Consider the following 25,528-nt stretch of genomic DNA (forward strand, 5'->3'; position numbering starts at 1 on the left):
GCAGGGAAAAGCGCAAACAAACTTCCAGTCCGGCCGGATCAGTGGCAAAAGCGCCGCTTTTTGCATCCCCGGACAAAAATGCCAAAAGCCGCAATCTACGCCCGATACTCGTCCGACCTCCAGAACCTCCAATCCATCGACGACCAGTTCCGCCTCTGCCGCAACCTGGCCGAGCGGGAGAGATGGGATATCATTGCCGCGTACCAGGACGAGGCCGCCTCCGGCGCCAGCATCCGCGGCAGAGCCGGAATGTTCCGCCTGCTGGACGATGCGCGGGCCGGTCGATTCGATATCGTCCGCGCCGATGGCCTGCCCGCCCGCCGCGCGGGGCAGTTCCGATGAGCGGTGCTTCCGACATTAAGGCGTCGCTGCGCCTCCCGCCGGAGCCGCCGCACGTCACGAGGCTCTCCCGAAAAGTATTGACCGGCGTGGCGGCGTGGCGGGCATCGCCATCGCGGCGGCACTCTTCTGGGCGCTCGACACCAGCCGGCGAGGCAGCCGCTCCGCCACCGAACTCTACAATGTCGACAACTAGAGGACGAGGTTGATCACCATTGGGGCCAGCTCTTCCGCGCTGTCGACGCTGCTCGGCGTCGCTACCGAACTTTCCGTCGATGACGAAAGCGACATCGCCCGCGCCATCCACGAGAGCGCGCAGGACAGTGCCTCCGACATCGGTCAGCAGATCGTCCGCCGCCAGCTCAACATCCAGCCGACATTGACCATTCACCCAGGTTTCCCGGTCAGGATTTTGGTCCAGCGCGACCTTGTACTCCAACCCTACGGAACCGCGAAGGAAGCGAAATGACGAAGCTGAAGCTATCCGCGATTCCCGACGATCGTCCGGTCAAAATCACGGTCGAACTGCCGGCCGCCGTGTTCAGAGATTTACAGAGCTATGCCTTCATCCTCGCCAAAGCCGCTGGCGAGGCCACGTCACCCGATCCCGCCAAGCTGATCGTGCCCGTGGTCGCCAGATTCATGGCGACGGACAAGGCATTCAACAGGGCGAAGCGGGCAGAATCCATCTGATACCTGCCATAAGGGAGTTTGTCGATAGCAGCGAGAATTGTCCCATCCACGCCCCATTCCCGAGGAGGCCAACGGGTATTGATGGATCATAACGGCATGTTATACAAGCACTATGGGATTCGGCGTCTTTATTCACCGTTCAGATTCGATTTATGACGATAGTCTGGCTGAGCGTTATCAGTTTCCGGCGCAGTATCTCAGTCGCGTTCAAGCTTGTGTCGGTGATTGGATTGTCTATTACGAGCCCCGGAAAGTTGCCGGCACGCGAGGATATTTTGCGGTCGCAAAGGTAGCGCAGGTCATTCCGGATCCCAAAGCAGCCGGCATGTATCTTGCGCTGATCGAACCTGGCACGTACCTTGATTTCGTCAACCCTGTTCCGTTTAGCGATACTGAAGGGGTTATCGAGCGCGGTGTGCTCAACGAAAAAGGACGAATATCCGGCCGCGCGCAAGCTGCTATTCGGTCGCTTTCCTCCGCGGATTTCAACCGTATTCTATCATTGGGGCTCAATGAAAGTGAGCCCGAATTGCCGCGTGTGGAAGAAGCTGGTGATCCGTCACTCGGCTTTGATGAAGGTGCTCAGTCGCCGTACATATTCGAGCAGGAACGTGACCGCGTTATCCAGCTTACATCTAGGATTGTTCGTAAGCGCCTTTTCCGACGCCTTGTTCTGCATGCCTATGATAAACGCTGTGCAGTCACCGGATTGAAGCTCATCAATGGCGGTGGCCGTGCTGAAGTCGATGCAGCGCATATTCGGCCGGTAGAAGCCAACGGGCCAGATATTATCAGCAACGGCATCGCTCTCTCTGGCACGGCGCATTGGCTGTTTGACCGCGGGCTGGTTAGCTTGGCGGATGATCTGGAAATTTTGATCTCCCGGCATGTGAACGACGTGGATAGCGTCAGATCTGTGATCAACAGGACAGGCAGAGCGATCGTGCCGCAAAGGCTGTTCGAGAGGCCGCACCCGCGTTTTCTGGAATGGCATCGGGAGAATCGCTTCAAACAGTGAGCTGAATGCCCGTTTTGCGTGCCGTCACCATGCAGGTTCGTGTTGGTTCAGGGAGATCCAGCCGAGCTACCGACGTTGCATCGAAGCGATTTGCGAATCTCGCATGTTCCTTGTATGTTCAATCATATTGAACCGCCATACGTCGTTGAAGGGGCGCACTCCATGCTTCAAGCTGATGCCATGATGGATGACGATTCGCCAGTATTCTGCCAGAAGAAGTCTGGCGCCTATTATACGCCCGATGAGGTGGCTCAGGCTCTCGTGGCCTGGGCACTGCGCCGCGCGTCGGACCGTCTGCTGGATCCCTCCTGCGGCGACGGCCAGTTCTTGTCCATTCACCGCAATGCTGTCGGCATCGAGCAGAATCCGATAGCGGCGGAAGCGGCCGTCGCGGCCGCGCCCTGGGCCTTGGTCCACAAGGGGGATTTTTTCGCCTGGGCCGCCGAGACGCATGAGCGTTTCGAATGTGCCGCCGGCAATCCGCCTTTCATCCGCTATCAGAGCTTCAAGGGAGAGATCCGCCGCCGGGCACTGGCGTTGTGCGCGCAGCACGGTGCGCCGTTTTCCGGCCTCACGTCCTCGTGGGCGCCGTTCCTCGTCGCGACGGCGGGGCTGCTGAAACCGGGTGGCCGCATGGCTTTCGTCGTGCCGGCGGAGATCGGTCACGCCCCCTATGCGGCGCCGTTGCTGGACTACCTCGTCAGCTCCTTCTCCACAGTGCAGGTCATTGCCGTCCGGCGGAAGCTGTTTCCGTCTCTCTCGGAAGATTGCTGGCTGCTCCATGCAGACGGGTATGGAGGTTCGACGTCCCGGATCGCGTTGACGATTTGCGAGACGTTCGAGCCTGACAAACAGCCTCCGAAGCCGACTTGCCATATCGATATTCAGGAGTGGCGGACGGTCTGGTTGCGGCGCCTGCGCCCCTATCTTCTGCCGAAGGAAATCCGTGAAATTTACGCTGCGGTTGCCTGCGATCCGGAGAGCAAGCGGCTTGGTGACATGGCGAACGTCGGTATCGGCTATGTCAGCGGCGATAACGATTTCTTTCATCTGCGACCGTCCGAGGCTAGGCGGCTGAAAATTCCGGTGCGGTTTTTGCACCCGAGTTTGCGCAACGGGCGTGTAATGCCCAGCCGGCAGATTACGAAAGCGACCGTTGAGGCATGGACCAAGAGCGATGACAAGGTGCTGCTGCTCCGCCTTACACGCGATCAGGAGTTACCGGCGAGCGTGCGACGATATCTCGAAAGCAGCGCCGGCCATGAAGCGCGGCTCGGTTACAAATGCCGGAACCGGGCACCGTGGTATGCGGTGCCGGATGTGCAGGTGCCAGATTTCGTGTTGAGCTATATGTCGGGCCGCTCGGCCAATCTGGTGCGCAACCTTGCCGGTGTCACGTGTACGAACAGCGTGCATGCCGTCCGGATACGGGACAAGGCCCTTGCAAAGAAGTTGCTGCCGCATTGGTCGACGCCGTTCGTGCGCCTCAGTTGCGAATTGGAGGGGCACGCGCTTGGCGGGGGCATGCTGAAGCTGGAGCCACGGGAAGCGGCCCGCATCCTGTTCCCGACAGATGCCCCGCATGCTGGCGCGGGCGATGAGGCGTTGGAGGATGCCGTCAGGGTGCTCCAGCGTTGGCGGCATTATGCCGACTGACGCGGACTTCAAGAAGTGCCAGTGGACCAATCAGGCCGAAGCTCTCGCCGCATTTGCCGAGTTCACCGGCAAGACCCAGAGCGCCAGCCATATAAAGCCGCTGCATTGGTATGTCGCCTGCCGGCTTGTGATCGAAGGCGGGTTCGATCCTGACGATATCGTGCCTCGTCCGCCATTCAGGGTGGAGCGTCGCTCGGGGCGCGCGCCGATTCTGTACCACGCGCCGGAATTGGCGAAAGGTGGCGAACGGACGATCCTCGGCGGCCTGAAAACCAAGAATGTCGACGTTGTCGTTACCCGAGAGGGGATTGGGCCCGTTCTGGCGGTTTCATGCAAGGGCGTTACCGGCGCCTTCAGAAACCTGACCAACCGGATGGAAGAAACGATTGGCGAATGCACCAACCTGCATATTACCTATCCGGCACTCGTCCTCGGCTATCTCGTTCTGCTGCGCGCCAATCGGGTGGTGGAGGCCGCGCTGGACAATACAGCCGAGGTGGCTGAGGGCCTGCGCGACACGCCTGAAGGGGGCAGGACCCTTGCTGCAAATGATATCGCCATGACGGAAGGCGGTGAGCCGGTGGCTGGCATTGTGCGTTTTCACAATGCTTTACGGGAACTGGTAGGGCGCCGCGGCATCCGCGATGATGTGAGCCGTTATGAGGCGATCGGTTTCGGTCTCGTCGAGATGCAGGGGGGCCGGCGGAACATGCTGCTGGACAGCTTTCCGCTCGACGATAGCCCTCTCAAGCTCAGCGGATTTTTCGATACGCTCTATGCTCGATACGATGAGCGATTTGTCGTGAGCGCACCCGATCTCACCCGCGTGACACGCCGTCTCGAATGGGGTCCATCATCTCCCGCTTTTACGCTGCCAAATCTCGATTATCCCCCCCGGATTGATGGGTAAAAATGATCGTCTGTCCGCTATTTGTTGAAAATTATGTTGCGCGCTTGCCTAAACGAAAATATAATTCACCTGCACAATATTTTAATATTAGATTTTAAGCTTATATTTTGATTTTGAACCGAGGTTTACAGTGAATTTAACGTGCTTATTGTTTGCCTCTTGGGGTTGTGGACCACAGTATGAAATTGTAGTCGTTCGTGGGAGTGGCGCCTGATAAGCCTAAATCCTTGCGTATTTGTATAATAAGTTTTGTCAGCAATTTGTCATGGTCGGAAAAATCTCGCCTATCTTTCGGCTTCGCTGTTTCAAGGAGATAAGATCGCAGCGCAATTAGTACGTCCGGCGAGCCTATCAACCAAATATTATTTGCAGCCTCTGCGAATCTGACGCTGTCTTCAAGTAGGGGTGCTTTTGTTGCAATTCCGTTCAACGCTGCCATAAACTCCCTGTAGTGGTCAAGCTTCTGTTTGCGCCACTCTGCTTCTCGCTATTTTCGCTTTGTGAGATAGAATGTTATTGCGCTGGCGAATAGACCAGCTCCAGCACTGATAATTGCGACAATGACAGGTGCATCCATCGGCAGTTTGTCCTTGCATTCTCATGTAGCTCAGGGAGCGCGTAGCTGTTAGAGGGCCGCAATTGTTCGGCAGGTACGTTTAATCCGAAAAATGATTGACACAGCGCATATGATCGTGAAGGGCAGGAGGCTTTTTCGGTGTTCGCTTAGCGGCATCTACTGGTTCGTTATTCCTCTCGGGAGTCAAGATCGGAAAAGGTCGATCCATCGGGTATCAGCCCGGCAAAAAACGGTCGGTCTCACCATTGAATGACCGACCGTGGTGATCCCAAAGGACACGCATGGATTCGACGGATGTTGGCGGTCGTATCGCGCAATCGGCGCTGAAATGACCAGCAGAGGAAGATGCAGACAAGAATCATTATAATATTGTTTTTATTATATAGTTTTCATCACTCTGTTTTACGCAGACCCATGCTTGAACAATGGGTTCGGATTCTCATCGGTGGATAATTACACATAGAGGTGGATATCTATTTCAGGCATGGCTGCGCTATGAGGGTGGCAGCCTCCAAGATTAGGCGCGCAATCTCGCGCTGAAGGAGAAATAGGATGTTTAAGAAACTCGATCCCGCTCAATTTGCGGCACCGCAATCTCCGTTTTCACCAGGTCCTGCACCTATGGTGACATGGATATCTGTCGAACAATTTGTTGTCGATGATACCTATCAAAGGGAGGTAGGAAGGCGAGGTCGCTCCAACGTTCAGCATATTGCTGAACATTTCGATTGGTCGAAGTTTGCACCTGTGATAGTCGCGCCTGTCGAAGGTGGCCTATATGCTATCGTGGATGGTCAGCATCGCACGACTGCTGCGATGCTCCGAGGTCTTGAGCAAGTGCCTTGTCAGGTCGTTCAGGCTGATCGCGCGCAACAAGCAGCAGCGTACGCGGCCGTAAACGGGAACATTACAAAAACCACCCCTCAGCAATTGTATCATGCCCGTTTGGCTGCTGGAGATAAGGCCGCTCAGGAGCTTGCTGAGGTGTGCGCTGCTGGAGGCGTTGAGATCTCCCGACGGAATCTGATATTAGCAAAGATGAAGGTCGGTCAGACGCAGGCTGTTGGTGCATTGGGACGCTGCTTGCGAGATTATGGCCGTGAGACACTGATTACGGCTCTGTAATGCATTACTGAAACAGCGGACGGTAATGCTGGCTATGTACGGGCAACAATCATCGAAGGGCTCTGTGATGCACTTAATGGAAGTAAGTGGCGTGACTCGGGGGAAGCACTCCTTCGGGCGATGGACGATTTCTCATTTCCCGATGCATGGGGTGAGCTTACCGATGGCCGCGATCAAATCTTCCCTGCGACAGTGCGGCGACTGTTTGCAGAGAAGGTCACCAATCATCTTGCGGATCGAACTCCACCCATCAAAAATGCGGCTTGATTATTAACTTGTCGCGTGGGCTCGTCAGTTGGCAAGCCCACAAACGTAAAGCTCCCAGCTTCGCTTCGGACAGGTCAAAAAACTGACGAATCTTGAAGGATCCGAACCGTGCCTGCATCCGGCAGGCTAGGCTGCCAGTCTAGGAACTGTCCGTTCAACCAAACACAGGAATCGGGTGTTGTGATCCCCCGTAACCAAACACAACACACAAAGCCCCGCTAAGCCAAAAGCTTAGCGGGGCTTTGCTTTAGCCGCACAATACACGCACAAACAAAAGCAATCACTTACAAACCCAGGTGCAAATCAGGTTGCCCGGACCCCGCAACCAATTGCGGCCCGGAACGGCGCTTATGAGCATGCCACCCTTCGCCGCCACCCACAGGGAAAAGGGCAAACGAACTTCCAGTCCCGCCGGATCAGTGGCAAAAGCGCCGCTTTTTGCACCTCCGGACAAAAATGCCGAAAGCCGCAATCTACGCCCGATACTCTTCCGACCTCCAGACCCCCCAATCCATCGACGACCAGTTCCGCCTCTGCCGCATCCTGGCCGAGCGGGAGGGATGGGATATCGTTGCCGCGTACCAGGACGAAGCCGCTTCCGGCGCCAGCATCCGCGGCAGGGAAGGGATCGCCCGGCTGCTGAATGAAGCGCGGGCCGGCCGATTCGAGATCGTCTGTGCCGAAGCATTGGATAGAATCTCCCGCGATCAGGAAGATATGGCCCATATCCACAAGCTCCTGCGCTTCGCCGGGGTTGCGATCCATACCGTCGCCGAGGGACGTGCCGACGAATTGCACATCGGCTTCAAGGGCACGATGAATGCGCTCTTCCTGAAGGATCTGGCCGACAAGACGCGCCGGGGACAGCGGGGACGTGTGGAGAAAGGACGCTCGGGTGGCGGTCTCGCCCATGGCTACGATGTTGTCTTACATGACGAGGATGGTGCCGGCGGTCGTCGCATCAATGAGCAGGAGGCGATGATCGTACGCCGGATCTTCCGGGCCTTCGCCGCCGGCGAAACACCAGCGGCCATCGCGACTGGGCTCAATCGTGAGCTCATTCCCGGGCCGGCAGGGCATCCCTGGGGAGCGACCAAGATCAGGGGCCACAAGATGAGGGGAACCGGCATCCTCAACAACGAGCTCTATCGCGGGGTGCTCGTCTGGAACAGGCTTCGCTACATCAAGGATCCCGTAACGGGAAAGCGCCAGGCCCGGCTGAATCCCGCGGCCGAGTGGATCCGGAAGGAGGTTCCCGCGCTCCGGATCATCGAGGAAAGCCTCTGGCAGGCCGTCAAGGAACGTCAGCTTGCGCAGGAACAGTGCCACACCGATCTGCGCGACGGCATCCGGAAAGCACGGGAGGTGAGGGCGCAGCACCCGGGCGTCGGATTGTCGAACTTCCACAGGCTGGTGATATGCGCCGACTGCGGTGGGGAATTCTGTGCCGTCGGACGGGACCGCTACGGCTGTGCCCATCACTACCGGCGCAAGACCTGCTGCAACAGCAAGACCCTGCAGCGAAGGGCGATGGAAGCCGGCATCCGGGATCTCCTCGTCGAAACCGTGGTGATGATGGGCGAGCATGCGGAAGCTTTTGGCGATGAGGAGAACCTGGCGGCGCGACATCTGCGCGGGCAGACCCTTCGCGAACGGCGTGAGTTGGAGGCGATCGAGACCAGGCTCGGCGGGCTTCTGGTGGCGATCGAAGGCGGCCTCTACACGCCACGTATGAAGCTACGGTTCCAGCAACTCGAGGATCGGGCTGAACGGTTGCGCACGCACCTTCAAGCTGGAACCGAACGCCTGAACCACTTGCAGGCTCAGGAAAAAGATGGATCACGGGAGACGGTTGCTTCCTTGATAGCCGACTTGCAGACGGGCGACGACGAGCGCGCCATTCTGAAGCTCAGGCGCATGATCGGCCCGATCATGGTGACACCACGCTCCGCCCATGAGCAATGTCCCCTCAATTGGCGGAGGACGCCCGGATAAACGCCCCCAAACGCAACAGCGCAGAAGAAATCCGGAAACGACAGAGGTCAATGCGACTGGCCAGATTTAACCAAACCTGTGAAATAGCAGACGAGCATGCCGTTGCAGACGAAAACAGGAGGATTGCCGTCATTCGTTGCGATTCGGACAGACGGCTCGGGGGCCGTCGAACGAACCCGCTGCGCGGGCGGGTGCCTGGGGTTGAGGCAGGCGGCACGGGCCGGTCGTCGCGCCTGCATTGAGCGGGGTTGGGCAGAGGCGGAACATCACGGGCTTCTTCAACAAGGAGCCGGACCATGCCTCATTCAGTTCTCGATGCACCGATCAGTCCACTTCGTCAGCGGCTGATCGACGACATGAACATGCGGCGTTTCTCACGGGAGACGCAGCGCAAATATCTCCGCGACATCGGACGACTGGCAACGTTCCTTGGGCGTTCACCGGACACGGCGACCGCCGATGACCTGCGCCGGTTCCAGATTGAGCAGCAGGACGACGGTGTTCCCGTGCCGACGATGAACAGCATCGTGTCGGCGCTGCGCTTCTTCTTTACGCATACGGTCGATCGCCCGGACCTGGCGCGTAGGCTCGTCCGTCTGACGCACCCGCGCAAGCTGCCGGTGGTGCTGAGCCGCGACGAGGTCGCCCGGCGGCTCAACGCCACCACCTGCTGGAGGAGACGGTACCGACATCCGGATCATCCAGGTCCTGCTCGGGCACGCTAAGCTGAATAGTACCGCCTTCTACACCAAGGTCGCAACCCGGACGGTGCGCACGGTCACGAGCCCGCTCGACAAGCTCGGTCTGTTCAAGGTCGAGGAGATCTCCGACGGCTGAGCCGTGCGTCCCTCTGTCGAGGTCGCAGACATCTCCCGCACTGCGGGACCCGCCTGGCGGGCGGCCCATGCAGGTCATCTGAGCCTGCATCAGCTCAAGGTGATGTCGGCGATCGAGCAATGTCGCACTGCAGCTCTTGACGGTCATGTCGAAGCTTGCGAGGACTGCGGTCAACGGCGCATCGCCTACAATAGTTGCCGCAACCGGCACTGCCAGAAGTGCCAGGGCGCGGCCGCGCGAGCCTGGCTTGCCGAGCGGCAGGCCGACCTGCTGCCGGTCGGATACTTCCATGTCGTGTTCACGCTGCCGGCCGAAATGGCCGACGTCGCCCTCCACAACAAGGCGCTGGTCGACGACCTGCTCTTCAGAGCGGCATCGGAGACCATGCTGACCATCGCGGCCGATCCGAAGCACCTCGGCGCGCGTATCGGCATCACCGCCGTCCTTCACACCTGGGGCTCGGCGATGACGCACTATCCGCATGTCCACATGATCGTGCCGGGTGGCGGCATCACGCTCAATGGCAGCCGGTGGATATCGTCGCGCCCGGCCTTCCTGCTTCCGGTGCGTGTGCTCGGCAAGCTGTTCCGCCGCCTGTTCCTTACCCGGCTGATCGCACTGCACGACGCTGGGCGGCTCGCCTTCTTCGGGTCGATGGCCCACCTGGCAGATCGCCGGACCTTCCTGCGCCATCTGGCTCCCATCCGCAAGAAGCGCTGGGTTGTCTACGCGAAGGCGCCGTTCGCCGGGCCGGAGGCGGTGCTCGCCTACCTGTCGCGCTACACCCACCGGATCGCGATCTCGAACAGCCGTCTGATCGCCTTCGAGAAGAGCCGCGTCACCTTCCGCTACAAGGATTATCGTCGCCATGGCGCCGACCGCCAGCAGATCATGACGCTCGCGACCGACGAGTTCATCCGCCGCTTCCTGCTCCACGTCCTGCCGCGCGGCTTCCACCGCATCCGGCACTATGGCCTGCTCGCCGGCTCCGCCCGCAAGGCCAGCCTCGTGCTTGCTCGCGAACTCCTGAACGTCGCCGCACCGTCCGATGAAGCCACCACGGAAGAATGAGGCGACTTCCGTCCGCCATGCCCCTGCTGTGGCGGACACATGATCATTATCGACGTGTTTGAACGATGGAGGCAACCGCGCGGGCCGCCGGACAAAACGACACCGAACCGGGAGAGTTGTCAATGACCCGGCATGGCACGGTCCCGTCTTCAGCCGCAGGTACCCAGCCTTCGGCAACGGATCCACACGCGTTCGTGGTGATCGTCGACGCCAACAGGGCCGCGACCAGCCGCGCCACGGGTCGGCAACACTGCACCGAGGCGCAACAAAGCGGTCTTCCCGCATCCATCCCGGCGCTTCCGGACGGCGGTCGCGCCATCGCCGACACCGGCCGAAATCCGAAGTCCCCATAGCCATCGCCATGTGGCCCGCGGGTTCCTTCCTCGGGGACTTTCGTATGCCTGATGGCGCCCGAAACTCTTCACGGAAGTGAACCGACTGTTTTTGACTAATGACACTTCAAAGCGGCCACTGGGTTGCTATCGCCGGCCGGTACTGGGCAGCGTTCGGTGGATTCTAAAAGAGTGGGTCTATGCAGGAGATTCTTAGGAATTTCGGGTGGGTCGATGATGCCGTTCGATGTAGCGAGCTCCAAAAAAGCGTGGATTGCCATGGGATTGCGCTTGCTTCTGACTGCAAAAATGGTGGCTAATGTACTCGGCGTTAGGCAAGAGCAGGAGGAGGAAGTGCTATTTGGCGTATTGAACCAAAACATCTTCATGTTGTTCGCCGGGGAAAACCGCTTCCTTTACGAAACCGTCTTGATGCGCATCTATAATGATTGCTTCGGTGCCGACCTGATGTTTCCCACGCGTAGCGATCTTATTGGCGTCGTCTACGACGCTCTGGCGCAGCAACCCGAACTCTGGCACGACGAAGGCCATCTGGTCGTGCTTCAGGAAGTCTCCACTCGCGGGCGCCGCCTTCGTCCACGAGCGGCTTCGGGTCGAGATCGAGGCGCCACCGTGGAGGCTATGGAGCGCGCTCGGCACATCTATGCTCGATTGCTGGAGACCGGCTGGTTGGAGGAGAGCCGATATGGCCTGCGGGTGACGGTCGACATGCCGCCGGCGGCGATGCGGTTGGCGGAATTCCTCTCCAGCCTTCGCCAAGACAGCGGCGAACAACTTGGCGGCCTGATCGTCGAGGTCAAGAATGCGCTCGACGCGGTGAAGGCCAGCGCCAGTCAGAATGCTCTTGGTCTCCACAAGGCGGCGAAGGACGCAGTCGGCTTCGGGCGCTACCTGCGTAGCGTGCTCTCCTCACTCCGCGAGATCGATCGGCAAATCTTGGCCAGTCAAGATTTGAGCGAACGGCTTCAGCACTATTTTGAAGAGTTCGTCGGCCAAATCCTGCTCAAGGATTTCGCGTTGATCTCGACGACCGCGCATCTATATCGCTTCCGATTCGCCATCCTGGATGCATTGCAGGTGCTGGAGGACTCTCCTGCCGACATCGAGAGCCTCGCTGCGGCCTATGGCGACGCCCGGCTGGCCAGCCAGCGGGATGAAGCACGCGACCTGGTGTTTGATGATCTTCAGCGGATCAGGCGCGTCCTCGTTCAGATTGACGAGGCTTTCCTTCGCATCCAGCAGCATCGGTCGCGCCTTGAGATCCGCCTCCGCAACACGGTAAAATATGCCGGTCGCCGCGCCGAGGCGTATCTGCGACGGAGCGAGGACGCGATTCTGAACTTAGACCGTATCGTCGCCGCCAACCGCAGCACGCGTGTCGAATTGTCAGTGCCAGGAACCCTGCAGGCAGTGATAAGTCCATTCTCCTTCGGCCTGCTCGCTCGACCTCGCGGGGAGAGAGCATCGATCGTTTCTGCCGCCATGCCAATCGTGGAGCCGGAGCCCATCGATCTGCTCCGTCGGCAGCTTGAGCGCGAATACCTTGCGCGCATAACCGTGAAGCCCGAGCAAGTCCTCCGCTTCCTCGATATGAGAGTGCTGCCAGAACAGACGATCGAGGCAAGGGATCTCCTAATGGTCGATCTCGACGATTTCCTCGCATTCGAGGCCCTTCGCCGATCGGTCCAATCCGTGCTTCATGGTTCTCGCGATGACAGATTGTCACGAGACCTCGAGGATCGTTATCGGTTCTCGGCGGGCAGCGAGGACGACGTCGATAACGACTGGGTCTCCTGCTCCAACTTCAGCATCCATAGGGTGATGCCGCCAGCACCGAAGAGGAAGCTCCATGCTGATTGAATTTCAGGATCTTGAAGCGCGCGAGCCGCGGATCATGGAGCGGGTCACGCAGACGATACACCATCTCCTCCGTCATCAATTCCTTCACACGGAGGATCGCGGGTCGCCACCGATGCTGGAGATGCTGCGACGATCTGCTGTCGTCCGCCCCGTCGAGAAGTTCTTCGAGACGGCTGGCTACCGGCTGGTCATACGTGAAAGCGAGGGATGGGCAGGCATATTCCCGGATCTCGATCGGGTGTCGCATCCTCGCATGCAGATCGATGAGACCTTGGTGCTCCTCGTCCTGGCGCGGCTCTGGCAGGAAGGCATTCAGGAGGGGAACGTCGGGAGTTACGGCAGCGTCCTCACAACCCTGAATGATACCTACAACACCTATCTCGAGCTGGTGTCCCGATCCAGAAGGCCGGCCCTGCGCATTGAGGATTTCCGCGATGTGATCAAGGAACTCAGCCGCAGGGCGACGGTGAAGCTTCATGCCTTCAATGATGAGGCGCAGGACCAGGAGCTGGTGATCCGCCCCATCATCAGCCTGTTGGCTGGCGAAGATTTCCTGACTTCGCTGGAGGCCTTTATCGGGCAGAATGCGTTGCCTGAAGAGCCGGTCGAACCCGGGGATCCGGTCGAAGATGTCTCCATGCCGGAGGAAACAACATGATCCAGCTGATCGGCATTTCCTTGGTGAACTGGCACAGGTTCACCGTCGCAGACGTTGACTTCGCGGGTAATACCGCTGTCCTCGGCAAGAACGCGACGGGCAAGTCGACGCTCATCGACCTGATCCAAGCGGTTATGGCCGGCGGTTCCGGTGCATACTATCGGTTCAATCAGTCGGCTGGTGAAGGTGGGGGCAGGTCCGATCGCACGTTGCGCAGCTATTGTCTCGGGCAGACGGACATCGGCAAGCCCGGGCGCTCGCAATGCGTCACGCATCTTGCCCTGCGCTTCGATGGTGGCGAGAAGCCTGTGACCATCGGCCTCTGCATCGAGGCCGCAGAAAGCGAAGAGGTGCCGAGGATTGTGGGTCGGTACGTTGTCGAAGGTGTGTCGGTCGATACCCGGTTCTTCCTCGAGGATCGAGGCGGCGAGAGGTTTCCATCTCCGTGGCCAACCCTTCGTGCGCGGATCGAGGAGGCGTGCCATTACGCGGACGGGGCATTGCACGAGCACCAATCCACCTCGGCAGTGCGGTTCATCCGCGAGTACATGCGCGTGCTCTTCACCGGCCGACGAGCGCCGGACCCGGACAGATTCATCAAAGCCTTCATCATGGCGTTGTCCTTCGAGGACATGCGGTCGGTCGAAGAGTTTGTCCGCAATTACCTTATTGAACGTCGCGACATCAGCATCTCGGATCTGCGAGAATCCATTCAACGCTACCGCCAAATCCAGAGCGAGATCGCCGAACTGGAGCGAAAGCTGGAGGCGTTGCGGCCGATCATGCATGAGATCGAACGCCTGGGCTCCATACTCGAGCAAATCGATACTGCGGAGAGCATGCGGCGCCTCGCCGACCTCCTTGATACTGCGAAGGTCCACTACAAGCTGCTTGCATCCCGTCGTGCCAAGGCGGCCGAGAGGGAGCGGCTGAGCGCGGAACTGGCAAGGATCAACGAAGAGATCGGCTATGCCAACGCGGAACTGGAGAGCGTGACCGCGCAGATCGCCATCAGTGGAGCGGATGCCAAGAAGTATACCTTGGGGCTAGAACTGTCGGCCGAGGAGCAGAAGCGGGAGGCGATCATCGTTCGCCTTCGAAACCGTCATGCACCAGTCGTCTCCGCTCTCAAGCTGCTGGCGGTGCGCGATCGCATCCAAAACTTTGGTCTGGGGCTCGGCGCTCTGCTCGATAACCTCGAGCGCATTCAGCAAGAATCCGCGGGACTTCTCCCGCCAGCTTGGCCGAGGAATCCAGTCCGCATGGAGGAAATGGTCGCATCAGCGGTCGCGATTGCGCTCGACCGATCCGGCAAGGTCGCGGCAAAGCGGGACGAGGCCGTGTCGTTTCGGGTCGAGGCGGAGAAGCGTGTCGCGGAGATCGCCGGCAGGTTGGCCGAGACGCGTCGCGGCACGGTGTCGCTCGATCCCAATGTCGCATCGTTGATCGTGGCCTTGACCGAGCAGGGGATGAAGCCCCGCGCCCTGTGTGCAGTCCTCGAAGTTTTGGACGAACGGTGGCGAGGTGCAGCCGAAGCACTGCTTGGCCGTGATAGGGAGGCCGTCATCGTCGATCCCGAGCACGCGGAGCGGGCGATCTCGTTCTTCCGCCGCGAGCGCTCGAGGTTCCCCGGCTGCCGAGTAGCAAACACGCGCAAGCTTGCCCATACCCCTGACAAGGCCAAATCCGATACTCTGGCGTCGATGCTCTCCAGCCAGGATTCGATCGCAATGGCGGTAGTGGTGTTCCGGCTCGGGAACGTGGGTCTCGCTGAGACGCAGGCCAAACTGATCTCTGGCGGCCGCGCCATCATGAGCGATGGTACTTATTACGACGGGCTCATCGTGGAGATCAGGACCGTACGTGATGTGAGGATCGGTAAGGTCGCAGCGAGGATGATGACGGATCGGCTTGCCAAGGAACTGGAGGATGAGCGCCAATTGGAGCAGGCTCACCGATCGAACGAAAACTTGCTCTCGGACGTGCTTGCAAAGATGGTGGCGCTAGCCAGCGAAGTGTCCGATGATGATGGTCTGATGAAGCTTGGCGCGCAACTGGCCGACATCGATGTGCGGCGGCGGGACATTGCGGATCGCATCGAGAAGGTATCAATGTCGGTCAACCCGGCCCTCGAAGAGTCCCGGCGGGGGCTCGCCGCCCGCATCGAAGAGCTTCGAGCGGAAACGCGTGGTCACGATCAGTCCATCGGCGGGTTGACGTCGGAACTGGCTGCGCTCCGGTCCCAGATCCAGGCCGGCAATGACATGCTTGGCTCCTGGTGGTCGGTGCGAAATCGCCTGACGATGTTCAGGGAGCGGATCAAGTCCTCGGCCGTCTTCCGGCATATCCGGCCGCTCTACCGACCCCTGCGAGGGCCCCGGACTGACCGTGCCATCTCGGCAGAGCTGGAAGCTCGCTTGAAGCGTCTCGCCGATGATCGAATCGCTTGCGATGCGCTCATTCGGGACAGGGTGTCGAACTTCCTCTACAATTTCGACGTGCGGCGTCCCTTCGATAGCAGCTCCTCGATCATCGGCCAGATGAAGCCTTGGGTTCAGGACATGATCGATACGCTCGAGGGCAATGATCTCATCCAGTACCGGAAGCAGGCGGACGAAGCCGCGGCTCGCGTCACCTACCTCTTCCGCACTTCCTTCGTGCAGGAGCTCAATGGCCGCTTCCGCAATGTCGAGCGTGAGATCGATGACGTTCGCATTGCCTTGCGGAGCAAGCCGTTGCACGGCGAGATCTACTCGCTTCATGCATACGTTCGGCCCGAGTTCCGGGATCTCTACGACTTGGCGCGGGCGAGTGAGACGGATGAAGGTGTCCTTGCCCTGCTCTTCTCTCCGGAAGCGACGGAGCACCCCTTCGCTTCGGCGATCCGCCACGTGGAGGCGCTTCTCAAGGACGAGGACGCCAGCTTCGAGCGGTACCAGGACTACAGGAACTACTTCACGTTCGAATTGCGGATGAAGAAAGTCAGCTCTGGCGACGAGATCACTTACGATCGCAGACGCGGGACCGCCAGCGGCGCGGAGCGCCAAGTTCCCTTCTACGTCGTGATCGGCGCAGCACTCTCCAGCATCTATCATGGCACGCGCCGGTCGGACGAAGCCCGAGGGGTGGGGCTGGCGGTCTTCGACGAGGCGTTCAGCAAGATGGATGGTGAGAACCAGCGCACCATGCTCGAATTCTACAATGAGATCGGCTTGCAGGTGATCATCGCTGCCCCGACAGAGAAGCGCTCCGTCGTTTACGAGAACCTCGACAGTATCGTCGACGTCTATCGGTTTGGTGACTCGGCAGAGCTCGAGGCGTCGCGCATCAAGGAACGTGTGCGGCAGGAGATGCGGAAGGCCAATCCGGAGCACCTGACCCAGGAAGCTCTTCTGTTGCGCCTTGCAGAGCAGTCCGACCTGTCCGAACGCCTCGACGATCCGTTGACCGGTCAGAGCGATGAAACGGTACACTGATATAGACCGTCTCGTCGACGAGATGCTGGATCGGCTTGAATCCAAAGGTGGATCAACGCGGTTGTTCGCCTATCCAGGCGCTTTCTCGTCGACCGCAGAGGAGGATGCCTTCATGGCGCGTCTCGATATCCTCGCGCGGGAAGGAGCCCTGACCGTCAAGAGGGTGCGGCGTGACGGCGTGCATCTGGTTCAGCATGTGCGGCTGGAGGATCCCGCCCCGCTATACGCCTATCGTCGGCGCACTCCCGCTCAAGTACTCGCCCGCGACGCTTTGGGCCCTTTGCGCATTGCTCGGACGTTTCCCCGCAACATCGAGGCAGTCATCGATGAGATCGGCGCCGCATGGTCGCGAGGCGTTGCCTGGAGCGGCTTGCAGCCGGGGCGTGCCGAGGAGCTGTCAAACGCGCTGAAAGCGGTCGAGGCGCTCCGTGGTGCACAACTTGATCCGACGCTGGCCGCCGACTATCGAACCTTCTCGCGGCGCGCTGTTGGCGATACCAAGTTCCTCGAGAGCCGCATGGGGCTGATCCTCGCGATCTATCGCCGAGCGTATCCCGACTCCGTGGTGGATCCTGAACTGGATGACAAAGAGTTCCTCGCGACCTTGGGCGTTCAGCGGCTGCCTCAACCGATCCTCCTCGGTGGACGTCTAGCAATCGATGGTCAGGCGATCCCGGGAATGCCCTACGTCGGCGTGGCGCCGGATCACGCCCATCGCATCTCGGTCGATAACCCCACCTATCTCCTCACCGTCGAGAACTACGCATCCTTCGTACGACATTGCCAAGAGGTGAACCAAGGCGGGGACGGCCTTGTGATCTACACCGGTGGTTTTCCCAGCCGGCAGCTTCTGCAAGCGACGATCATCCTGGCTGATTCCACACGTTGCCCTATCTTTCACTGGGGCGATCTCGATAGGGGCGGGCTCAGGATCTTCATCCACTTGGAACGGGTCCTGAGAGGGGTCGGGAGGGATTTGTGGCCTCACCTCATGAATAACGACGTGCTTGCAGCCTATGGCACTGCCTCCACGCACTCGGTGGGACAGCCGCCCGCGGTCGCTTCGGGCAGTGCCATAGAAGAGCTTTGGCGTTTGATGGCAGATGCCGACCCTGAGCTGAATCTCGAGCAGGAAGCGCTCGATCCGGTCAGCCCTGTGGACCTCGGCTGAAACAACTGAGGCCCGCAGCGGAATCTACATTCATATTTATTTGATCGCTGTTAAAGTAATTATGAAAATTGGTTACCTAAATTAAGCAAGATATGAGAATTTATATATATTTATATTGACATTGTCGGATTTTGTATTCTGCTGATATGGCGATTTGTTTTTATCCTACTTGGCAGGACGGGCAGTGACGTCGATATGTCGCGCTACGTCTGTAAAATATAACTTGTTCCTGTTTTGAGTGCTTGCCATATCTTGACCGGAGCTGCCACGAGTTACATGATTTTGGTGATGCCATGCTTCTGACAAAGGCGCAGCAACGCGGATTGAACGGGCGAAATGCGCTTTTGCGTCATATGGCCAAAACCGGATGCACCATTGCAGGAGATCGTCTTTGGAGCGATGTCGAAATTGAAATACTACGGCAGTTCTATCCAGACCTTGCCGCCCTTACGCGGGCTCTGCCCGGGCGTAGCATCGGCGCAATCACCATGAAGGCTCAGCAAATCGGTCTTGTGCGCTCGCGGCGGATATGGAGCGCCGATGAGGCGGCGCGCCTGCGTAAACCCTATGTCGCCGGCGTGCCCATCGACGATCTGGTTTCCATGTGTCCCGGCAAGACGAAGCGCCAGATCTGGAACAAGGCATGTCATCTCGGCATCCGGCGTCCACGAAAACGCCCGAGGAGGACCGGCTTGCCGCTGGTTGACACGGTACGAGACCGGGCGTTCGATCTGGGGCTGACAATGACCGATCTGGATACCTATGTCAGCACCAGGCGGTATTTCGTCTGCCCGCGCTCCAGCAACTGGCATCTGCTTCAGAAGGCGATCCGTGAGCTTGAGGGGCAAGTGGTCGTGCGCTGGCCGGCGACTGTCGCTCATGCCGCCTGAAATAATCGGTTCCAAATCCACCTGCATACGACGTGAGCGCTGGTCGCCTGAAGAGGACGAACTGGTCGGGGACATCTATCCGGACTATCGCCGCATGATGCGGGCGCTGCCCCATCGTTCATTGGCCGCTCTGAAAAACCGGGCCGGTCATCTGGGTGTGGTCCGGCACCGCCATGTATGGACCAACGGTGAGGTCAGAAGGCTGCGAATCGCGTGGGAAAGCAACGTCCGGGATGCCGAGCTGATGTTGCTGTTCCCGGGCTTGCGCCCGTCCCAGATCAAGAGCAAGGCGCGCCACATCAGGGCGCGAAGACGAGAAGCGCATCTGATGGCATTCGAGGATCCGGCTCTTGATTCCATTCGACATTGCGCGGCCACCCGCGGCATGTCGCTTGTCGAACTCGACAGACTGGCCGGTACCGGCCGGTTCTTCCAGAAGTCAATTCGTCGTCCGAACCTGAAATACATTATGCGCGCCGCAGCGGTTCTCGGGGGAGAAGTTGCCGTTGAATGGCGCGAGGTTGATTGAGCGGCGAGGCCCCGTACCCTCTCGGCCATCCTCAACCCGGCGATACCCCCGGTTTCCGGGGAGGCGCGTCGGCTCGAGTCTGCGCTTCGCGGACAGACTCCGGATCGGCCATGACGATATGTTGCTGCTGGGGGCTTCTCTCATGCTCCCGGTAATCCAGCCCGAGATATTGCTTGCGAAAGTAAAACAGCATGGTGAGGCGCATCGGGATCTCGAACACTCCGTCGCGCATGCCGTAGTCGGCGGCGACGGCCTGCTTTTGCGCGTCCGACAGTGCCGGGTGCGGCTTCAGCCTGATCCGGTAGATTTCGTGCCAGGCGCCGTCCTCGTCGGGCAGGAGGCCGGGCGGGCTTTCATCCCGGATCCCGGAGATACGGGGAAGCAGGAAATCGCGAAAAGTTCCGCGCTCGTGACAGAAGGCCCTCGCGTGCCAGCGCATGCCGTCGAAGCAGAAGGCGTGCGGCGTGATCCGCCGCCATTGCGGTTTTGGCTTGTCCGGGTTGAGCGACTGATAGCAGATCTCGACGGAGAGGCGAGAGCGGATCACGGTCAGCAATCGGCGAAGCATCGCGGGATCGATGGCGCGGCGCGGCTGGGCGAGAGTCGCGAATGCCACCGGTTGTGAAACCCATGTCTGGGCAGCAAGGTGCGGGGGCAACTCGGCGGCTGTCATCTGCATCAGGTAGTCTCCTGCGTCCGGCTGTAGATATCTCGGCCGGAATTCGCTCGTGGCGAAATAGCGCTTCAGACTGGTGTCGTAGCGCATGTTGCCGGGGGCAGCTTCCTGATAATGCGTCAGGTCCTTCGACGCCTGCGGGACCGAGACCCTGAAGCGGTCGATGATATCGGCCCGGTTGACACCCCCCTCCCAGAATAGTCGAAACTCAATGAACTCAAGCCGTTGCTCGATGCCCCACCGCAGGTTCCGCGTCTGCTCGCTCATATGGAATCACACCCTCACATGAGAATATAAACTATACGTATCTTGACACGGTTCGATATTACGTATAGTTACTATGCCCATCGGCGGGCTATGGTCAAGGTGCCTTTCTGAAGGGCGCAGGGAGTACCCGAGGCCCGGCGCCGGTCCACGACTCATTGCACTGCGTTCCGCCGATCAAGACTGCATGAACCTGAGACAACTAAGCGCGGAAGGTGAGCGTGATGGAGCTGTTTGATCGTCTTGTGAGGTGGGATGCCACGCTCACATCATCAGCGCCGGAGAACGACGCCTTCGAGCATTACATGCTGCGGGCTCTGATACTGGCCTATATCGGTTTACTCAGGAAAGGCGAGCACTATGTCTTTTCTGCAAATGTCGTGAAATGGTATCTGGCGAATGCAGAGCATCTGAACCTGTCCATTCTGCAACTGGAGGTTTACAGGGGCGAGCACGGCGACACCGAACTGCCGCCGGTCATCTCCGTAAAGCTGCCGCTTGAGACTGTTCTGGCAAACCGGACTGCCGCCCCTGCGCCGTCAGCGCTGCAACGCCGCCTGGACTGGGTCTGCGCGACGCTGGCGCTTGATGATCGCAGCGCGCTGATCCTGGGCATCTTGTTCCGGTTGGCCTACATGACGTCCTATCGCTCCTTTGCCACGCTGTTGCACGCCGATCGTCGTTTTGCCGACGCGTTCGACGTCGGCGCGGCGCTATCATCCGAAGGCTGCTTCCTCGACGACGGAGAGGTCAGCGGTGGGATGGTCTGTGCGTTGTTGGGTATCCCGAAGTGGGCCATCAACGATTACCTCGGCAAGAATGCGCCGCTGCGGCGGTTCGGGCTCGTCGAGGACCAGTATGGCGGCGCTTTCGCTCCCTCCGCAATGCTCGCTGATCTATTGAAAAAGGATACAGACGATCCGCGCCTTCTGGAGCAGGGCCTGTTCGGCCAGTCCCGTCCTTCGACATTGGAGCGGTCGGATTTCCGCCATCTCGGCCGTGTCGTCGATGATGTCGCAAGCATCCTCAATGGAGCCTTCGCAACCCGCGAGAAGGGCATCAATATCCTGTTTCATGGTGATCCTGGGACGGGAAAGACTGAGTTCGCGACATTGTTGGGAGCGCTCTGCGACGCTCGTGTCGCCTTTGCCGGAGAAGCGGACGAGCGCCATCGAGAGCCGAGCCGCGCGGATCGGCTGGCGCATCTGTCCTTTCTCTCGGCGCTCGGGCAGAGCGCCGGGCGGACGATCGTGGTGGTGGATGAGGCCGATGATATCTTCGTCGGAGTCGATACGGGGAGCGGATCGGACCGGCGTGGGTCGAAGGTGTTTCTCAACCGGCTGATCGAGACGAGCGCCGTCCCGACCATCTGGATCACCAACCATCCATGGCGTCTCGGGGAGGCGGTGCTGCGGCGCATGGCGCGGATCGTCGAGTTCAGGCCGCCGGGCATTGTGGTGCGGCGGGTCATCATCGACCGACACGCAGCAGCGTTCGGCATTTCCCTCGATCCCGGGAGCCGTGACAGGCTCGCGCAGGTGCCCGTGGCGCCGGCTGTCATCGCGTCCGCCCTCAAGGCCGCGCGCCTCGGCGTTGCGGGGGCGGATGGGGCGGCCACGGAGGCGGGGGAGATTGCCGTTGCCTCCGCCCTCTCGATCCACAAGGCGATGAGCGGCCGGGAACCGGCCCTGCCTTTGCCCCACGGAGCGCGGTTCGACGCCGCGCTGCTGTCGGCTGATATCAATTTGTTGTCGCTTGAGGAGCGCGTGACGGCTGCGGGGCCGCGGGCGCTGTCTTTCCTGTTCACCGGCCTGCCGGGAACGGGGAAAAGCGCCTTTGCCCGTCATCTGGCCGAGCGTCTCGGTCTCGAGGTGCTGGAAAAGCGCGGCTCCGATCTGCTCGGAATGTACGTCGGCCAGACGGAGGCAAATATTGCCGAGGCCTTTCGCGAAGCAATCGACAACCGGATGTTCCTTATCTTCGACGAGGCGGACTCGCTGCTCGCTGACCGAAGCAGCGCCGTGCGCTGCTGGGAGGTGAGTCAGGTCAATGAGATGCTGACCTGGATGGAGCGTCATCCCCTGCCGTTCGCGGCAACCAGCAACACGCTGGAGCGCCTCGACCCCGCCGTGCAGCGGCGATTTCTCTTCAAGGTTCGGTTCGGAGCCATGACGGGTGCACAGATCGCGAAGGCTTTTCGCCTGCATTTCGGCTGCGAGGCGCCGGCGATTGTGCTGAGGCTTGATCCGCTGACGCCCGGCGATTTCGTGGTTGTGGCCCGAAAGGCAAAGGTGCTGTGCACCACCGACGCGCGAACCTTGGGCGAGATGCTGAAAGAGGAGGTTGCGCTAAAACCCGGCGTATGCCGGCCGATCGGGTTCAGGTGACCGGCTGCAAGGCGACATGGCAGCCGAGCGTTCGGGTGATTGAATGACGACCGGAACTGTTTCAGGTTTCTGCTACTGCTGTCCGTGAGTTCGGGGAGCCGCGACGGCTGGCCTGGCGCCTTGCGCCCGATCAGGCCAGCAGGGCCGAGGGCGTTGGTGATCTTACTCTCTGCGTAAGCGAATTTCACAGATTATATCTTGAAAAATTATTTTTCATCCTTCATCATGAAAAATTCATAAGCGCCCAGCGCTGCTGCCGAATTTCAGAAGCCATCAACGGTTTTCATGAACAAGAAAGATCATCATCCGTTTTCAGGGCGGATCAGCGTTTTTCATGATCGCCGCCTGCCTGAGCGAGGGCTGCCGGCGGGCTATGCCGCCCTGATCGGCGCCTTTGACCTCGCCGTTCCCCTGCCAATCAGGCTTTCCGCCATCGGTGAGAAGCACCGTGTTTACGAGGCCGACAACTGGCAGCTGTTCACACCCCGCCATGCGCCAGAACCGACCGTGGAAGGCCACCTCGTCTTTGCGCTCAAATATGAAGGTCTCGACCTGACGGTTCTGCGGCGCCTCTTCCTGGCCATGGGGCCGGAGCCGGTCACCGCCTTTGTCCGCGCCAAGCCAACCAGCGCCTACGCCCGCCGACTCTGGTTTCTCCATGAATGGCTGCTCGATACGCGCCTCAACCTCCCGGATGCGGACCGCGGCAGTTATGTCTCCGTTGTCGATCCCAAACAACAATTCGCCACGGAGGGCGTGCTTTCACCGCGCCACCGTGTTCGCGACAATCTGCCCGGCACGCCGGATTTCTGTCCGCTCGTTTTCAGGACGGAACGCCTCCAGGCGTTTGTGGCGGGGGGTCTCAAAGAGCGGGCGAGGGAAGCGGTCGCAGCCGTGCCCAAGGATGTGCTCTCACGCGCTGCAGCCTTCCTGCTATTGAAGGACTCCAGGTCAAGCTATGCGATCGAGGGTGAGCGCGCGCCGCAAAATCGTATCCAGCGTTGGGGTCGTGCGATTGGTGAAGCAGGGCGGAAGCCTCTCGACCTCGACGAACTGTTGCGCCTTCAGCGCATTGTCATCGAGGACACACGCTTCACCAGGATGGGGCTCAGGACCGAAGGAGGCTTTGTCGGTGAGCATGACCGCGACACGATGGCACCGCTTCCGGATCATATCAGCGCCCGGCATGAAGATCTGGGCAGGCTGATGGCTGGTCTTGTCGCCTTTTCCGCGCGGGCTGCCCAGTCGCTTGATCCGGTCGTAGCTGCGGCCGTTCTCGCCTTCGGCTTCGTCTATATCCATCCTTTCGAGGACGGCAACGGACGACTGCACCGCTATCTGATCCACCATGTTCTGGCCGAACGCGGCTTCAATCCGCCAGGTGTCGTCTTCCCCGTCTCGGCGGTGATGCTCGACCGCATCGAGGAATACAGGGCTGTACTGGAAAGCTATTCCAGGCGCATGCTGCCGCTTGTCGAATGGGAGCCGACGTTGAAGAACAACGTTCGCGTCCTGAACGATACGCTCGATTTCTATCGCTACTTCGACGCCACGGTGCATGCCGAGTTTCTGTTCGAATGCGTGAGCCGCACCATCGACGAGGACCTGCCGCGCGAGGCGGATTTTCTTCAGCGCCACGATCTTTTCCGGGCAGAGGTAACCGCTGTGGTTGACATGCCGGAGCGCCTCATTGACCTGCTGTTCCGTTTTCTCCAGCAAAACAACGGCACCCTGTCGAAACGGGCACGGGACAATGAACTGGCCGCGTTGAGGCCGGATGAAGTGCTCGCTATCGAGGCGAGCTATCGTCGCCTCTTCGGGGATGGGCCTTTGACAGCTGCGTCGGGCAAGGCGCCCTGAGAGAGGCCCGACCACAAGGATGAGCAACACTGGAAACCCGCCCGTACAAGGCGGCGATCGGCCGTGAACGCGAAGCGGTGCTCGACCGGCCTGTCAGCGTGGCGCAGGAACAGGATATGAGTTATGGCCGTCCATGAGCCATTACACTGCTCTTCTTGATGCGTGTATGGACGCCCCCCGTTTGCAAGGAAAATTGTAACCGCTTCAGCTTTAATCGAATGCAGTCATGTATCCGGCCTGTTCATGCGGTACATGACCGCTGGTCCCGATGGACATCGCGCTGCGTTGGAGCGCACACGCGACCTTATGGACAAGGCCACGCGCGACAGTTCTGGTCGACGGATATCATGCCCTGATCCCGGCACTGACGTTGCCGGACACTGACGACCGGCATGTGCTCGTCGCCGCCATTGTCGGGCGCTGTGACGTGATCGTGACGCAGAATCGCGCGGACTTTCCGGCCCAGGCTTTGGAACCATTCGGCATCGACGTGCAGCCCCCCGACGAGTTTCTGGTCAATCACTTACATCTCGCGCCGGGCGTCTTCTGCATAGCTGTCCGCAAGGTTTGCGCCCGGTTCAAGAATCCGCCCTATAGTGTGGACGCTTATCTCGGCACGCTCATACAGTTGGGGCTCGTCGCGACGGCGGCTGAACTCAACGGCTTTGCCGAACTGCTCTGACGCCTGGGCCTGACCAAATACCTCCTCGTGGTTGCCGCAAAAAAGAAATATGATATCATGATGTTATATAGAATGTGGACGTGCGCCGTCGAGATTACGCCGCGGCACGAAATAGCCCGATAGGCGCTTCTGTGGCCCACTGCTCCAGTGCGTGGCGACGAGGTGGTAAGGAGCGCAATTTGAGATGGTTGCGCGCCCCCGCAACCAGTCAAAACATCAAAAGCCCCGCTAAGT

18 protein-coding genes and 2 pseudogenes are annotated in these 25,528 nt (G+C 59.7%); 19 read left to right on the top strand and 1 reads right to left on the bottom strand.

Translation table 11 applies throughout. The features are described from left to right. From ACUSIJ_RS28170 to ACUSIJ_RS28245, 16 genes and pseudogenes are all read left to right on the top strand, one after another. Positions 1-342, top strand: a 342-nt coding sequence (locus ACUSIJ_RS28170) for a recombinase family protein (RefSeq protein ID WP_449311741.1), incomplete at its 5' end; no start/stop codon positions are given. 189 nt (positions 343-531) lie between these two features. Beyond that, positions 532-808: pseudogene (locus ACUSIJ_RS28175) on the top strand (TrbI/VirB10 family protein); the annotation flags it as partial. After that, complete coding sequence (locus ACUSIJ_RS28180) at positions 805-1,032, top strand: DUF2274 domain-containing protein (RefSeq protein WP_449311742.1); 228 nt, start codon at positions 805-807, stop codon at positions 1,030-1,032. The pseudogene ACUSIJ_RS28175 and the gene ACUSIJ_RS28180, both read left to right, overlap by 4 nt. Positions 1,033-1,144: 112 nt before the next feature. Beyond that, on the top strand, positions 1,145-2,050 hold the full coding sequence (locus tag ACUSIJ_RS28185) for an HNH endonuclease (protein WP_449311743.1): 906 nt from the start codon (positions 1,145-1,147) through the stop codon (positions 2,048-2,050). Positions 2,051-2,212: 162 nt separating this feature from the next. Next, complete coding sequence (locus ACUSIJ_RS28190; protein ID WP_449311744.1) at positions 2,213-3,706, top strand: SAM-dependent DNA methyltransferase; 1,494 nt, start codon at positions 2,213-2,215, stop codon at positions 3,704-3,706. Further along, complete coding sequence (locus ACUSIJ_RS28195; RefSeq protein ID WP_449311745.1) at positions 3,696-4,616, top strand: hypothetical protein; 921 nt, start codon at positions 3,696-3,698, stop codon at positions 4,614-4,616. Before ACUSIJ_RS28190 ends, ACUSIJ_RS28195 begins: the two co-directional genes overlap by 11 nt. Positions 4,617-5,745: 1,129 nt before the next feature. Continuing rightward, positions 5,746-6,318, top strand: coding sequence for a ParB/RepB/Spo0J family partition protein (locus ACUSIJ_RS28200; protein ID WP_449311746.1), 573 nt, complete (start codon positions 5,746-5,748; stop codon positions 6,316-6,318). A 723-nt stretch (positions 6,319-7,041) separates the two neighbouring features. After that, positions 7,042-8,580 carry a recombinase family protein gene (locus tag ACUSIJ_RS28205; protein WP_449311747.1) on the top strand — a complete coding sequence of 513 codons (1,539 nt, stop codon included), beginning with the start codon at positions 7,042-7,044 and terminating at the stop codon, positions 8,578-8,580. A 296-nt stretch (positions 8,581-8,876) separates the two neighbouring features. Beyond that, positions 8,877-9,305, top strand: coding sequence for a phage integrase N-terminal SAM-like domain-containing protein (locus ACUSIJ_RS28210; RefSeq protein ID WP_449311748.1), 429 nt, complete (start codon positions 8,877-8,879; stop codon positions 9,303-9,305). A 115-nt stretch (positions 9,306-9,420) separates the two neighbouring features. Then, positions 9,421-10,614: pseudogene (locus tag ACUSIJ_RS28215) on the top strand (IS91 family transposase). 440 nt (positions 10,615-11,054) lie between these two features. Continuing rightward, on the top strand, positions 11,055-12,701 hold the full coding sequence (locus ACUSIJ_RS28220) for a Wadjet anti-phage system protein JetA family protein (RefSeq protein WP_449311749.1): 1,647 nt from the start codon (positions 11,055-11,057) through the stop codon (positions 12,699-12,701). Continuing rightward, positions 12,691-13,359, top strand: a complete 669-nt coding sequence (locus ACUSIJ_RS28225; protein ID WP_449311750.1) for a DUF4194 domain-containing protein — start codon at positions 12,691-12,693, stop codon at positions 13,357-13,359. Before ACUSIJ_RS28220 ends, ACUSIJ_RS28225 begins: the two co-directional genes overlap by 11 nt. Next, a complete protein-coding gene (locus tag ACUSIJ_RS28230; protein WP_449311751.1) occupies positions 13,356-16,835 on the top strand; it encodes an SbcC/MukB-like Walker B domain-containing protein in 3,480 nt (1,159 codons plus the stop codon). The genes ACUSIJ_RS28225 and ACUSIJ_RS28230 overlap by 4 nt, the downstream gene beginning before the upstream one ends. Before the next feature lie 112 nt (positions 16,836-16,947). Next, complete coding sequence (locus ACUSIJ_RS28235) at positions 16,948-18,006, top strand: Wadjet anti-phage system protein JetD domain-containing protein (protein ID WP_449311752.1); 1,059 nt, start codon at positions 16,948-16,950, stop codon at positions 18,004-18,006. Between the two features lie 293 nt (positions 18,007-18,299). Then, complete coding sequence (locus ACUSIJ_RS28240) at positions 18,300-18,896, top strand: hypothetical protein (RefSeq protein WP_449311753.1); 597 nt, start codon at positions 18,300-18,302, stop codon at positions 18,894-18,896. Continuing rightward, positions 18,886-19,425 (top strand): hypothetical protein, encoded by a 540-nt coding sequence (locus ACUSIJ_RS28245; protein WP_449311754.1) that lies wholly within the window; start codon positions 18,886-18,888, stop codon positions 19,423-19,425. The genes ACUSIJ_RS28240 and ACUSIJ_RS28245 overlap by 11 nt, the downstream gene beginning before the upstream one ends. Positions 19,426-19,456: 31 nt before the next feature. Here the strand turns inward: ACUSIJ_RS28245 and ACUSIJ_RS28250 are convergent, their stop codons facing one another. Further along, a complete protein-coding gene (locus ACUSIJ_RS28250) occupies positions 19,457-20,191 on the bottom strand; it encodes a WYL domain-containing protein (protein ID WP_449311755.1) in 735 nt (244 codons plus the stop codon). Between the two features lie 398 nt (positions 20,192-20,589). Here ACUSIJ_RS28250 and ACUSIJ_RS28255 point away from each other — a divergent pair, with 398 nt between their 5' ends. The 3 genes from ACUSIJ_RS28255 (at position 20,590) to ACUSIJ_RS28265 (ending at position 25,294) form a co-directional block, all read left to right on the top strand. Continuing rightward, the gene (locus ACUSIJ_RS28255; RefSeq protein ID WP_449311756.1) at positions 20,590-22,752 is read left to right on the top strand and encodes an AAA family ATPase; all 2,163 of its coding nucleotides are present in this window, start codon (positions 20,590-20,592) and stop codon (positions 22,750-22,752) included. 285 nt (positions 22,753-23,037) lie between these two features. Beyond that, the gene (locus tag ACUSIJ_RS28260) at positions 23,038-24,612 is read left to right on the top strand and encodes a Fic family protein (RefSeq protein WP_449311757.1); all 1,575 of its coding nucleotides are present in this window, start codon (positions 23,038-23,040) and stop codon (positions 24,610-24,612) included. Between the two features lie 268 nt (positions 24,613-24,880). Next, positions 24,881-25,294: a hypothetical protein gene (locus ACUSIJ_RS28265; protein ID WP_449311758.1), complete on the top strand. Its 414-nt coding sequence runs from the start codon at positions 24,881-24,883 to the stop codon at positions 25,292-25,294. Positions 25,295-25,528 lie beyond the last annotated feature (234 nt).

This window comes from Pseudochelatococcus sp. B33 (assembly GCF_053570585.1).